The organism is Microbacterium sp. B19(2022) (assembly GCF_012030385.1).
GTDB lineage: Bacteria > Actinomycetota > Actinomycetes > Actinomycetales > Microbacteriaceae > Microbacterium > Microbacterium oxydans_B.
The window spans coordinates 14,780-27,297 of record NZ_JAAUVO010000023.1 but is presented as its reverse complement, the minus strand read 5'-3'; the positions used below and the strand labels follow the sequence as shown (position 1 = coordinate 27,297).

At 68.7% G+C, this 12,518-nt stretch carries 15 protein-coding genes; 11 read left to right on the top strand and 4 right to left on the bottom strand.

Annotated features, from left to right (window positions below; genetic code table 11):
• The first annotated feature begins 17 nt into the window (after window positions 1-17).
• Complete coding sequence (locus HCX50_RS17355; protein WP_231481877.1) at window positions 18-374, top strand: hypothetical protein; 357 nt, start codon at window positions 18-20, stop codon at window positions 372-374.
• Window positions 375-519: 145 nt separating this feature from the next.
• On the opposite strand, the gene HCX50_RS17350 is transcribed toward HCX50_RS17355, so the two are convergent.
• Window positions 520-1,107, bottom strand: coding sequence for an Lrp/AsnC family transcriptional regulator (locus HCX50_RS17350; protein WP_237682566.1), 588 nt, complete (start codon window positions 1,105-1,107; stop codon window positions 520-522).
• A gap of 150 nt (window positions 1,108-1,257) precedes the next feature.
• Here HCX50_RS17350 and HCX50_RS17345 point away from each other — a divergent pair, with 150 nt between their 5' ends.
• Genes HCX50_RS17345 through HCX50_RS17325 form a run of 5 tightly spaced genes read left to right on the top strand, consistent with a single transcriptional unit; the run spans window position 1,258 to window position 6,472 of the window.
• A complete protein-coding gene (locus HCX50_RS17345; protein ID WP_167635189.1) occupies window positions 1,258-2,841 on the top strand; it encodes an ABC transporter substrate-binding protein in 1,584 nt (527 codons plus the stop codon).
• Between the two features lie 11 nt (window positions 2,842-2,852).
• Window positions 2,853-3,914 (top strand): ABC transporter permease, encoded by a 1,062-nt coding sequence (locus HCX50_RS17340; protein ID WP_091027833.1) that lies wholly within the window; start codon window positions 2,853-2,855, stop codon window positions 3,912-3,914.
• Window positions 3,911-4,822 carry an ABC transporter permease gene (locus HCX50_RS17335; RefSeq protein ID WP_091027829.1) on the top strand — a complete coding sequence of 304 codons (912 nt, stop codon included), beginning with the start codon at window positions 3,911-3,913 and terminating at the stop codon, window positions 4,820-4,822. The genes HCX50_RS17340 and HCX50_RS17335 overlap by 4 nt, the downstream gene beginning before the upstream one ends.
• Window positions 4,819-5,640 carry an ABC transporter ATP-binding protein gene (locus tag HCX50_RS17330; protein WP_167635188.1) on the top strand — a complete coding sequence of 274 codons (822 nt, stop codon included), beginning with the start codon at window positions 4,819-4,821 and terminating at the stop codon, window positions 5,638-5,640. The genes HCX50_RS17335 and HCX50_RS17330 overlap by 4 nt, the downstream gene beginning before the upstream one ends.
• On the top strand, window positions 5,633-6,472 hold the full coding sequence (locus tag HCX50_RS17325) for an ABC transporter ATP-binding protein (protein WP_167635187.1): 840 nt from the start codon (window positions 5,633-5,635) through the stop codon (window positions 6,470-6,472). The genes HCX50_RS17330 and HCX50_RS17325 overlap by 8 nt, the downstream gene beginning before the upstream one ends.
• Window positions 6,473-6,652: 180 nt before the next feature.
• Here HCX50_RS17325 and HCX50_RS17320 read toward each other — a convergent pair whose 3' ends face one another.
• Window positions 6,653-7,357 carry a hypothetical protein gene (locus HCX50_RS17320; RefSeq protein ID WP_237682565.1) on the bottom strand — a complete coding sequence of 235 codons (705 nt, stop codon included), beginning with the start codon at window positions 7,355-7,357 and terminating at the stop codon, window positions 6,653-6,655.
• A gap of 227 nt (window positions 7,358-7,584) precedes the next feature.
• Here HCX50_RS17320 and rpsF point away from each other — a divergent pair, with 227 nt between their 5' ends.
• From rpsF to HCX50_RS17295, 5 genes are all read left to right on the top strand, one after another.
• Entirely contained in the window at window positions 7,585-7,953 is a 369-nt protein-coding gene (gene rpsF, locus HCX50_RS17315) for a 30S ribosomal protein S6 (protein WP_029264265.1), read from the top strand.
• Between the two features lie 5 nt (window positions 7,954-7,958).
• A complete protein-coding gene (locus HCX50_RS17310; RefSeq protein WP_091027809.1) occupies window positions 7,959-8,480 on the top strand; it encodes a single-stranded DNA-binding protein in 522 nt (173 codons plus the stop codon).
• 68 nt (window positions 8,481-8,548) lie between these two features.
• Window positions 8,549-8,803, top strand: coding sequence for a 30S ribosomal protein S18 (gene rpsR, locus HCX50_RS17305; protein WP_017829850.1), 255 nt, complete (start codon window positions 8,549-8,551; stop codon window positions 8,801-8,803).
• An 11-nt stretch (window positions 8,804-8,814) separates the two neighbouring features.
• Window positions 8,815-9,267, top strand: a complete 453-nt coding sequence (rplI, locus tag HCX50_RS17300; RefSeq protein ID WP_029264267.1) for a 50S ribosomal protein L9 — start codon at window positions 8,815-8,817, stop codon at window positions 9,265-9,267.
• Between the two features lie 155 nt (window positions 9,268-9,422).
• On the top strand, window positions 9,423-10,154 hold the full coding sequence (locus tag HCX50_RS17295; protein ID WP_167635185.1) for a GntR family transcriptional regulator: 732 nt from the start codon (window positions 9,423-9,425) through the stop codon (window positions 10,152-10,154).
• Between the two features lie 73 nt (window positions 10,155-10,227).
• On the opposite strand, the gene kynU is transcribed toward HCX50_RS17295, so the two are convergent.
• Entirely contained in the window at window positions 10,228-11,502 is a 1,275-nt protein-coding gene (kynU, locus tag HCX50_RS17290; RefSeq protein WP_167635184.1) for a kynureninase, read from the bottom strand.
• A gap of 22 nt (window positions 11,503-11,524) precedes the next feature.
• Window positions 11,525-12,517, bottom strand: a complete 993-nt coding sequence (locus tag HCX50_RS17285; RefSeq protein ID WP_167635183.1) for an amidohydrolase family protein — start codon at window positions 12,515-12,517, stop codon at window positions 11,525-11,527.
• Window position 12,518 lies beyond the last annotated feature (1 nt).

Below are 12,518 nucleotides of genomic sequence, written 5' to 3'. Positions count from 1 at the left end.
CCCGCATAATCGAGGGTGTGACTGCGACAGCAACCCTCCCCTCCCTCGACGGCCGCCGCTTCCGGATGGTCTCGTCCACGACTTCTGCGGTCGACCCCGAATCCCCGAGCATCTTCGAGTACTTCGAGCGCGACGGCGCGATCTGGGGCGGGTACGAGGGCGACACGGTCACGTTCGGCAAGTTCGTCGGCACGCGCACCGCTGACACGATCTGGGTGTCGTTCGTGCACGTGCTCAAGGCCGACGGCACCGTGGTGACCGGCGATGGCGAGAGCGAGCTCGAGCTCACCGACGACGGCGGCATCCGCCTGGTCGAGCACTACGAGATGCACGGACTCCCGCAGCTCAGCGTGTGCGAGGAGATCGCTGCCTGACGCAGCGCCCCCGTGCGCCGAGGGGGCTGGACCCGTGCGCTGAGGGGCGGTCCCATCCGCTGAGGGGTCAAGAAACGCCCAATCACAGCGTGGGGATGCGGCGTGTCCTGACCCCTCAGCGAAGAGCGGCAGCGGGGAGCGCGGCTCAGCGCGGCGGCAGTGCGTCCCGACCGGCGGTGGCCGGCGTCCAGCGCGTCATCCCGAGCGGGATCTCGGTGCTGCGCTCGGGCAGATCGGCCGGCAGCAGGTAGGGCCGGCGGATCACCTCGTCGAGCACGACGACGCTGACCACGGTGCGCACCTCCGGGAGCTGCGCGATGACCCCGGTGGAGAACTCGTGCACGCCGCTCACGTCGACCGCGCGGATGAGCAGCATCGCGTCGTGCTCGCCGGTGGTGATGGCGCACCACTCGACATCGGGCATCTCGAGCACGCGCTCGCGGAACGACGCCCAGGCCTGCGGCATCACCGTGACGAACACCAGCGCGCCGATCGAGAGTCCGGCCTTGGCCTGATCGACCCGGGCGCTGAAGCCCGTGATGACCCCGTCGTGCACCAGCGACTCGACCCGCGTGTACGCACTCGCGCGGGAGATGCCGACCTTGTCGGCGAGAGCGGCGATCGAGACGCGACCGTTATCACGCAGCACATCGAGGATTCTGTATGCCGTCTCGTCCAATGGGGCGGCACTTCGTCCAGAATGCTTCGACTGATCCGCATCCTTGCTGGACATATTGCTCCTCACGACCGACGTTCTGGACAGAGCGTGCTGGGACCACCCACACTCGCTGGACACATCGTCGCATATGATGCGAATCTGAACCCCGGTCGTCCACATCGGTGGCGACTCACCCGAATGTACTCCTCGCCCCTGGAGGTCCTCATGTCGTCACGCCGTATTACGCCGGTCATCGCGCTCGGAGCGGTCGCGATCTTCGCGCTCGCCGGATGCTCGGGAGGGAACTCGGCAGGCAATGGCGACTCCGCCGGCTCCGACTCGCTCGTCATCGACACCGCGTTCTCGATCGAGACGGCCGACCCGGGTCACACCTACGACCCGACCGGCAACATGATCGCGAAGGCGCTGTACGAGACCCTCGTCGACTTCGAAGGCTCCGACGTCTCGACCCCGGTGCCCGGCCTCGCCTCGTGGGAGCAGAACGACGAAGCGACCGAGTTCACCTTCACGCTCGAGGGCGACCGCGTCTTCTCCGACGGCTCGCCGATCGAGGCGAAGGACGTCGTCTTCTCGCTCCAGCGCATCCAGGGCATGGCCGACGCCAAGCCGAACTTCCTGCTCGGCGGCCTCACCATCACCGAGGTCGACGACAAGACGATCCAGATCACGTCGGAGACCCCGCTGCTGCAGCTGCCCGCGATCCTCGCGAACCCGGCGCTCGGCATCGTCAACTCCGACGTCGTGATCGAGAACGGCGGCACGATCGACGGCACCGACTCGGCGCAGAAGTTCCTCGACGGCGAGTCCGCGGGTTCCGGTCCCTTCGTCCTCGACACCCTCGACCTCAGCTCGCAGGTCGTGCTGACGAAGAGCGATGAGTACAACGGCGACGAGGAGGCGGCGTTCAAACGCGTCGTCGTCCGCAACGTCTCCGAGAGCGCCACGCAGCTCGCCAACCTCAAGGGCGGCGACTCGATGGTCGCGATGGACCTCAACGGCGACCAGGTCGCTGGCCTCGGCGACGGTGTCACGGTCGACTCGGTTCCCTCCGGGCAGACCATCTTCCTGCTGCTGAACCAGTCCGAGGCCGTGGCCGGTGAACTGGCGAACGTGAAGATGTCCGAGGCGATCCGCTACGCGCTCGACTACGACGCGCTGCTGGAGCTGGCCGGTGCCGGCTCCGTGCAGGCGACCGGCGTCATCCCGCCCGGATTCGAAGGCGCCCTGGAGTCCGGCGTGGATCAGGACCTCGACAAGGCCGAGGCGGCACTCGCCGAGGCCGGTTACACGGGCCAGACCCTCCAGCTGAAGTTCCCGAACGACTACCCGGTCGGCGGCGTGGAGTTCACCCCGCTCGCCGAGCGCATCCAGGCGCAGCTCGAGGATGCCGGCATCACGGTGGAGCTTGCCCCCGCGCCCTTCGCGACCGAGCTCGACTCCTACGTCAACGGCACCGAGGGCTTCGGCCTGTGGTTCTGGGGTCCGGACTACGCGGACTCCGCGAACTTCCTGCCCTTCGCGCCCGGACTGAAGGTCGGACTCCGTGCCGGCTGGGCTGCTGAGGCCAACCCCGAGATCGCGGGAATCGCCGCCGGTGCTGCCGCGGCGACCGACCCCGAGCAGCGCACGGCCGCGTTCACCGAGTTCGCCGAGGCGATGCAGGCCGAGGGCCCGTTCGTCCCGCTGATCGTCCCCGGTCGCAACATCTCGTCGGCCGACAGCGTGAGCGGTGCGGTGTACAACTCCGTCTGGGAGATGGACATCGCCGAGATCACGCCCGCCGGCTGAACGGAAATCCCATGACGACAGTGGCGGTGCAGAGGCAGGCGCAGCGGCGCCGATCGCCTCTGGTCGGATACCTGCTGCGGCGGGCGGGAACCTCCCTGCTCCTGCTGGTGGGCGTGACGATCGTGACGTTCGCGCTCACCAACCTGGTGCCCGGAGACCCGGTCTCGGCCGCGCTCGGTGAGGGCGCGTCGCAGAACCCGGCGACGCGTGAGGCGTTCATCCAGGCGAACGGACTCGACCAGCCACTGTTCGTGCAGTACTTCATCTATATGGGGAACCTGCTGCGCGGGGACCTCGGCACGTCGCTGGTGACCGGACAACCGGTCACCAGCGACCTCGCCACCGCGGTGCCCGCGACCATCGAGATCGCGATCGGCGCGATCATCGTCAGCCTCGCGGTCAGCATCGTGCTCGGCACCCTCGCCGCGTACCGTCGCGGCCTCGTCACCGACCAGGTCATCCGGGTCGTGACCCTGGTCGGGCTGAGCGTGCCGACCTTCTGGCTGGCGCTCGTCAGCTTCTACGTCTTCTTCCTCGAGCTGCGCATCGCGCCGGGATCCGGCCGCATCTCGCCGTCGATCACGCCGCCGCCGCGCGTGACCGGCCTCTATACGGTCGACTACCTGTTGAACGGCGATGCGGTCGGCTTCTTCGACGCCCTCGCGCACCTCGCGCTGCCGGTCATGGTGCTCTCGCTCGTGACGATCGGACTGCTCACCCGCTTCATCCGCACCTCGGTGCTCGAGGTCCTCGGCAGCGACTACGTGCGCGCCGCCCGGGCCAAGGGTCTTCCCGCCATGCGCGTGATCCTCGACTACGTGCTCCGCGGCGCCTCGCTGCCGATCCTCACCGTCGTGGGCGTTGCGTTCGGGGCCCTGCTCTCGGGGACGGTTCTCGTCGAGTCGGTGTTCGCCTGGCCGGGGCTCGGCACCTACGCCTACAACTCCGCCGCCAACCTCGACCTGCCCGGCATCATGGGCGTCGGTCTCGTGGTCGGCATGATCTACCTCCTCATCAACTTCATCGTCGACATCCTCTACGGCGTGCTCGACCCGAGAGTGAGGATCGCATGAGCCGCATCGCCGCCGCCACGCCCGCCGGCCGCTTCCGCTTCCGTTGGCCCCGCGCCTGGCGCACCCCGCTCGGCATCATCGGCACCGTCATCGCGGGCGCCTGGGTGATCGTGGCGTTCACCGCGCAGTGGTGGGTGCCGTATCCGCCGAACGCCCAGGTGCTGCCTCGCCTGCAGGCGCCCGGCATCGACACGCTGCTGGGCACCGACGGCAACGGCCGCGACATCTTCTCGCGTCTGATGACGGGTGCGACCGTGAGCCTGCCGCTCGCGCTCATGCTCGTGATCGCCGCGATGATCATCGGTACCGTCATCGGCGCCGTCGCCGGCTACTTCGGCGGCTGGATCGACGAGACGCTGATGCGCATCACCGACCTGTTCATGGCGTTCCCGACCGTGATCCTCGCGATGGTGGTCGCGGCCTCGCTCGGTCCGTCTCTGTTCAACGCGGTGATCGCGGCGATCGTGGTGTCGTGGCCCCAGTACTCCCGCGTCACCCGCAGCATCGTGCTGGGTCTGCGCGGCCAGAACTACGTGATCGCCGGACGACTGCTCGGGCACTCGCCCGCCCGGACGCTGTTCGTCGACATCCTCCCGAACATCGCCGGCCCGGTCCTGGTGCTCGCGACGCTCGACATCGGCGCGGCCATCCTGCTGCTCTCCGGACTCTCCTTCCTCGGCCTCGGCGCCCAGCCGCCGACCGCCGAGTGGGGGTCCATGATCTCGGGTGCGATGCAGAACTTCGACGCCTGGTGGCTCGGGGTCTTCCCGGGTCTCGCGATCCTGACCGTCGTGCTGGCGTTCAACTTCCTCGGTGACGCGATGCGCGACGTGCTCGACCCCACGGCCGAGATCACGCACGAGAAGGCCGCGGAGCACAAGGCATCGGCGACGGGGGTGGCGGCATGACCTCCGTGCAGGGATCCAGCGTGCTCAGCATCCGCGACCTGACCATCGACATCGGCCGCCCGCTCGTCAAGGGCGTCTCGCTCGAACTCGAGGCCGGTCGCATCCACGGTCTCGCCGGCGAATCCGGATCGGGCAAGACGCTGACCTCGCTCGCCGTGCTGGGACTGCTGCCCCGGCAGGCGAAGACGGGCGGATCGATCCTCCTCGGCGGTGAAGAGCTCGTCGGGCTGAAGCGTCGCTCTCTCAACCGGGTCCGCGGCAAGCGCATCGCGATGGTGTTCCAGGACCCGTCGGCGTCGCTGCACCCGCAGCTGCCGGTCGGCCGCCAGCTCACCGACCACATGCGCGTGCACCTCGGGCTCAAGGGTGCGGCGGCACGAGAGCGGGCGATCGAACTGCTCGAGACCGTGCAGGTGCCGAACCCCGCCGAGGCACTCAAGCGCTACCCGCACCAGTTCTCCGGCGGACAGCGGCAGCGCATCGCCATCGCGTGCGCCCTGGCCTGCGACCCCGAGGTGCTGCTGGCCGATGAGCCGACCACGGCCCTCGACGTCACCGTGCAGGCCGGCATCCTGCAGCTGCTGCGCGACCTCGCGGTGCAGCGCAACCTCGCGGTGCTGCTCGTGACGCACGACCTGGGTGTGATGAGCGCGATCGCCGACCGGGTGGCCGTCATGAAGGACGGCCGGGTGGTCGAGCTCGCCGACCGCGAGACGCTGTTCCTCGACCCGCAGCACGACTACACGCGGATGCTGCTTGCGGCCCTGCCGGGGTCGCGCATCGATGAGGCACCGGAGCAGGAGGCCGCAGATGAGTGAGGTCGCAGTCCTCGACGCGCAGGACGTGGTCGTGCGCTACCCGGGCAACCCGCCCGTGATCGCCGTGAACGGGGTGTCGATCCGTGTCGCCGCCGGTGAGACCGTCGCGCTCGTCGGGGAGTCCGGCAGCGGCAAGTCGAGCCTCGCTCGCGCCGTCGTCGGCATCGAGAAGACCGCCGGCGGAACGGTGCTCTTCCGCGATGTGCCCGTCGCGCCGCTCGGCATCCGTCGTCGTCCGACCGCGATGACCGGCATCCAGATGGTGTTCCAGGATCCGGCGACGTCGCTGAACCCCCGCCGCCGTGTGGGCGACCAGATCGCCGACGGCATCGCGACCGCCCGGGCGCGCGGCGCCGAGGGGTCGACCGTCGACGAGTGGCTGGAACGCGTCGGCCTGCCGACGACCGTGAGCACCCGCTTCCCGCACCAGTTCTCGGGTGGGCAGAAGCAGCGCATCGCGATCGCCAGGGCCCTGGCCGCGCGGCCATCGCTCCTCGTCGCCGATGAGCCGATCTCGGCACTCGACGCCTCGACGCAGACGAGTGTGGCAGGCCTGATGCGTGACCTGGTCGCGGAGTCGGGAGCCGGGATGCTGTTCATCTCGCACGACCTCGCCGTGGTGCGCCGCATCGCTGACCGCACGTTCGTGATGTTCGGCGGGCGTGTGCTCGAGTCCGGTCCGACGGATCAGCTCTGGGCGGCGCCGCAGCATCCGTACACGCAGGCGCTGCTCGCGGCGATCCCGGAGCCCGACGGTGCCGGCCGCATCCCCGCCGCCCCCTCGGTCGACGACCGCACGGTGTGGGCCGAGATCCCGCCGGTCATGTACTGAGCGGGCATGTACTGAAACGCGTGACACGAAGGAGATATCCCGACCTGAAGGACCGGATCGGGCACGAGCTCCTTCACAACGCGCGATCTCCTGCATTCCGTGTGACCCGGAGCCTCGCGGAGATCCCCGAACGCACTGCGGGCCGAGGCAGCAGCCCCGGCCCGCAGCATCAGCTCTGGATCAGAGCGGTGCGACGATGTCCTGCTTCACGTCCCACTCGGTGATCTCCATCGAGATCTCGACCGACTGGCCCTCGAGCGAGGCGGTGCTGGTCGACGCGAGGTTGACGTAGTCCGCCGTGACCTCGAAGACGACGTCGACCGTGGTGCCCTGCTGGTCGATCGAGCCGGTCAGGAGGAAGACCTTCTCACCCAGGCGCTCGCCGGTGCCGGTCACCGTGAACTCGCCGGTCATGGCCTCGGCGGCAGCAGCCGGGTCGAGCGACGTGACGTCGGCGGCGGTGGCACTCAGCGCGGCGATGACCGGGTCGCTCGACTTCGGATCGGCGACCTGCCACTCGCTCGTCGCGGACTTCACCCAGACGTCGTCGCCGATGGCGATCAGCGAGCCGGCCGGAGAGATCGACTCGAGGGCCTTCTCCGACGGGTTGAACTTCGCCGTCGACTCGATGCCCATGACGGTGGTCTTCGCGGCGTAGCCCGCGGTGTCCGACATGGCGTCTGCGATGCAGGCACCGAGCGCCGCGCCGTCGACGGTGTCGCCGTCCTTCAGCTCAGGGCAATCCGTCGCCGGAGCCTCGGCCTCCTGCGAAGCACCGCTGCTCGGCTTCGACTCGGCCGGCTTGTCCGATCCGCCCGCCGAGCATCCGGTGAGCAGCACGGCGGCGGCGAGAATCACGCCGACCCCCCATTTGTTGACGCGCATGGCGTCCCCCCTCTGGTCGAGTGCCTGATGACCGTCACCGGGCACGCCCTCCAGCATGCCAAGGGTGGGCGCCGACCCGTGCGGGCGACACGGAGGAATCTCCGCTAGACTGTCGAGGTTGTCTGCTTTCCGGCGTCCATTCGGGATTCCTGGGGCGGGCACGTGCACACACCCTCCTGCTCCCGGGAAAGTCCCGAGAGCCGTTCTAGTCCGAAGGAGGTGGGTAAGTGACGCACCAGTACGAACTCATGGTCATTCTGACTCCCGAGATCGACGAGCGCCAGGTCGCACCTACGCTCGACAAGTTCCTGAAGGTCATCACCAACGATGGTGGCTCGATTGACAAGGTCGACATCTGGGGTAAGCGCCGTCTGGCCTACGAGATCCAGAAGAAGAACGAAGGCATCTACGCCGTCGTCAACTTCACCGCTACCAGCGAGGCCACGCAGGAGCTCGACCGTCAGCTGAAGCTGAACGAGCAGATCATGCGCACCAAGGTCCTCCGCTCGGAAGAGGCTCAGGCGATGGTCGCTTCGGAGGCCAAGCGCTCCGAAGAGAAGGCTGCTCGCAAGGCCGCCAAGGCTGCGAAGGCCTGACGTCCATGGCCGGCGAAACCGTCATCACCGTTGTGGGAAACCTCACGGCCGACCCCGAGCTGCGCTACACGCAGAACGGGCTGCCGGTGGCGAACTTCACCATCGCTTCGACGCCTCGGAACTTCGACCGTGCCGCGAATGAGTGGAAGGACGGCGATGCGCTGTTCCTCCGTGCATCCGTCTGGCGCGAGTTCGCCGAGCACGTGGCGGGTTCGCTGACGAAGGGTATGCGCGTCATCGCGCAGGGCCGTCTGCGTCAGCGCTCCTACCAGGACCGCGAGGGCAACCAGCGCACCGCGATCGAGCTGGAGGTCGACGAGATCGGCCCCTCGCTCCGGTACGCGACCGCGCAGGTCACCCGTGCGGCTTCGACCGGTGGTGCCGGCGGTGCCGGTGGTGCCGGCGGCGGACAGGCTCGTCCCGCGCAGCAGCAGGTGTCGGAGGAGCCGTGGTCGACCCCCGGTTCCTCGACGAGCGCAGATGCCTGGAGCACTCCGGGCAGCTTCGGCGACGACACCCCGTTCTGAACAACTTCTGGATCCGGCCGCCGAGCTCGTCTCGGAAACCGGCATCCGCTCATCACTAAGGAAAAACAATGGCTGGAAAGTCGAGCGGCGACCGCCGCAAGCCGCGGAAGGGTGGCAAGCCCACCGCTCCCGCGAAGTCCATCCGGGTTGGTGTCATCGATTACAAGGATGTCGCCACCCTTCGCAAGTTCGTCTCGGAGCGCGGCAAGATCCGTGCCCGTCGTATCACCGGTGTCTCGGTGCAGGAGCAGCGTCTGATCGCCACGGCGATCAAGAACGCGCGCGAAATGGCGCTCCTGCCCTACGCTGGCGCCGGCCGGTAAGGGGTATCGAGATGGCAAAGCTGATTCTCACGAACGAGGTCGCCGGGCTGGGTAGTGCCGGTGACGTTGTCGAGGTCAAGAACGGGTACGCCCGGAACTTCCTCATCCCGCAGGGCTTCGCTACGGCGTGGACCCGCGGTGGCGAAAAGCAGGTCGCTTCGATCCAGGCCGCGCGTCAGGCACGCGCGATCCACGATCGTGACGACGCTGTCGCGCTGAAGAACGCTCTCGAGGGCACCAAGGTGCGTCTCGCGGTCAAGGCCGGCAAGGAGGGTCGTCTCTTCGGCTCCGTCAAGACCGACCACGTCGCGGATGCTGTCGCAGCCGCCGGCCTGGGTTCGATCGACAAGCGCAAGGTGCACATCCCGTCGCCCATCAAGGTGACCGGTGACCACGAGGCGACCGTGCGTCTGCACGAAGACGTCACTGCAGTCATCACGCTGCAGGTCGTCGCCGCCAAGTAAGGCATTCCCCGGAACGCCCCCTGTCCTTCGGGACAGGGGGCGTTCTGTGTGTGTGCGCGCTCCCGACATCCGGCACAGGAACGCGCAGACTGCGACGCGGGTGATTCTGGATCCAGAATGCAGAGTTCGGGGCGCTGATCCGATAACCTCGGCCCATGGTGCAATCAGGAAACGCCGCGTCGCCCAAGGAGCGGGCCGAGGCGCTGCAGAAGCTCGCACAGCGGCACGGAGCCGGATACCGGTCGGTCGGCGCGATGGCGTACGACATCATCCGCGATGCGATCCTCGACGGCACACTCCCGCCGGGGATGAAGCTGCGGCAGGAGACGCTGGCCGAGTCCATCGGCATCTCGCGACTGCCTATCCGATCCGCGTTGATCCAGCTCGAGGCCGACGGGCTCGTGATCTTCCACGCCCGCCGCGGTGCGATGGTGCGTGCGCTCTCGGTCGAGGAGGCCACGGAGGTCTACCACCTGCGCACTCTGCTCGAGAAAGAGGCGCTGCGGCTGGCGATGGCCGAGATCACGACCGAGCGTGTGGCCCAGCTCCGCGAGCTCGCGAAGACGGCCGACGACATCTCCGAGGGCGGCGAGTTCGTCGAGGCACGCACCGAGTTCTACGCGACGCTGTACGACGCGGAATCGCGTCCGCTGATGTGGGAGATGATCGAGCAGCTGCGCCTGAAGCTCGGTCGCTATGTGCTCGGCTGGCGCCTGGTCTCGCCCGGCGCTCACGACCATTCGCACAGCGAGCTCATCGACGTGGTAGCCGCGGGCGATGTGGACGAGGCGCTGCGCGTGCTCGAGTCGCACCTGAACCACGTGCGCGACGGCGTGATCGCGCTGCTGGATGCCGCGGCGACCGAGGCCGCGGGCGAGAGCGCCTGACCCGCGACGCGCCACCACGCGATGAGGGGACCGGCGATACGTCGCCGGTCCCCTCCTCGCATGGCGCCGCCGCTCAGGTGACGGTGCCGCGGCGGGCGAAGCGCGGTTCGCGCCAGATCTCGGTGCGCAGCACGTCTTCCAGTACGTCCACCGCATCCCACACGTCGGCGTAGGAGGTGTAGAGCGGCGTGAAGCCGAAGCGGATGAGGTCGGGCGCCCGGAAGTCGCCGATGACCCCGCGCTCGATCAGGGCCTGCATCACCGCGTAACCGTCTTCGTGGCGGAGCGACACCTGGCTGCCGCGGCGAACGGACTCGCGCGGGGTGACCGGCTCGATGCCCCAGTGGGGCGTGAGCCGCGTGTCGACGAGCGACATGAAGAGCTCGGTCAGCCGCAGGCTCTTCTCCCGGAGCAGCTCCATGTCGACGTCGTCCCAGATGTCGAGGCTGGCCTCGAGTCCGGCGACCGACAGCAGCTGCGGCGTGCCGACCCGGAAGCGCTCGATGCCCGGGGCAGGAGCGTAATCGACGGTGAAGTCGAACGGGCGGGCATGGCCGTGCCAGCCGGTCAACGCCGGACGCGCCGCGTCGTGGTGCCGGGCCGCGGCCCAGATGAACGAGGGCGAGCCGGGGCCGCCGTTGAGGTACTTGTAGGTGCAGCCGACCGCGAAGTCGGCATCCGCTCCGTTCAGGTCGATCGGCACGGCACCGGCACTGTGGCACAGGTCCCAGACCACGAGGGCGCCGGCCGCATGCACCTTGCGCGTGACCTCGGCCATGTCGTGCATCCGACCGGTGCGGTAGTCGACCTGGGTGAGCACGACGACGGCAACGTGATCGTCGAGCACGTCGTCGAGGGTGGGGCCGTCGTCGGAGATGAGCCGGCGCTCCAGGGGCGTTCCACCGCCGAGCAGCTCCTGCACCGCCTCCAGCATGTAGAGGTCGGTGGGGAAGTTGCCGCGTTCCGCGACGATCACGCGTCGGCCGGGCCGAAGCCTGACGGCGGCGACCGTCGCCTGGAAGAGGCTCGCCGACGTCGAGTCGCCGAGAACGACCTCGCCGGCATCCGCCCCGATCAGCGGCGCGATGCGGTCGCCGACCGTGCGCGGCTTGGCAAACCAGCCCGCGTCGTTCCAGCTGCGGATGAGCCCCGTGCCCCACTCCTCGGTGATCACCCGCTGCAGGTGCGCGGCGGTGTGCCGCGGCAGCACGCCGAGCGAGTTGCCGTCGAGGTAGATCACGCCGTCGGGCAGCACGAAGCGCTCGCGCATCGGCGCCAGCGGATCGCTCTCGTCGAGGGCGGTGCACGTCGCACGGTCGATGGCCGGGCGGAGGGAGGTGGTGCTCATGAGGGTCCGTTCGAGGTCGGGGTCAGCGGCCGAGGAAACGCAGGGCGTTGTCGCGGCGGATGGCGCTCTTCTGCGCCTCGTCGAGGAAGTCGGCGCGGTCGACGACGCTGCCGACGGGCCGCTCTCCCAGGGGGTAGGGGTAGTCGCTGCCGACCATGACCTGCGAGGTGCCGAGCGTCTCGACCAGCACGCGCAGGGCGATCGGGTCGAACACGACGCTGTCGACGCTGAACCGGTCGAGGTAGGCCGACGGCGGCCGTTCGCTCACACCGATGAGATCGGGCCGCTGCTGCCAGGCGTTCTCGAAGCGGCCCAACCAGAACGCGAAGGATCCGCCGCCGTGTGCGAATGCCAGGCGCAGCGTCGGCGGCACGCGGTCGAAGACGCCGCCCAGGATGAGGGCGATGATCGACAGGTGCGTCTCGGCGGGCATACCGGTGAGCCAGCGCGCCATCCACCGATCGAGCCGGGGCGAGCCCGCCATGTCCCACGGATGCACGAAGACGGGGATGCCCCGATCGGCGCAGTGCTGCAGGAACGTCACGGTGCCCTCGTCGTCGAGGTCGCGGTCGCCGACGTGGTTGCCGATCTCGACCCCCGCATGGCCGGAGGCGATGGCACGGTCGGCCTCGGCGCACGCGGCATCCGGATTCTGCAGGGGCACCTGCGCGAACGGGATCAGCCGGTCGGGGGCGGGTGCGCAGATCTCCAGGGCGAGGTCGTTGAAGATGCGCGCGACCTTGACCGCCTCATCGCCCGACTTGTCGTACGAGAAGAAGACGGGCGTGGGGGAGACGACCTGCATCTCGACGCCGTCGGCATCCATGTCGGCCAGGCGCACCTCGGCATCCCAGCAGTCGTCTCCGATACGCCGGAACTCGGTCTCGCCGAGCATGATCATCGCCTCGCGCTCGGAGTCCACGCGCAGCGTCGGCCAGAGACCCGGCCCGACCTGCGATGACAGGTCGGGCCAGGAACTCGGCACGAAATGGGTGTGGACGTCGATCGTGCCCAAG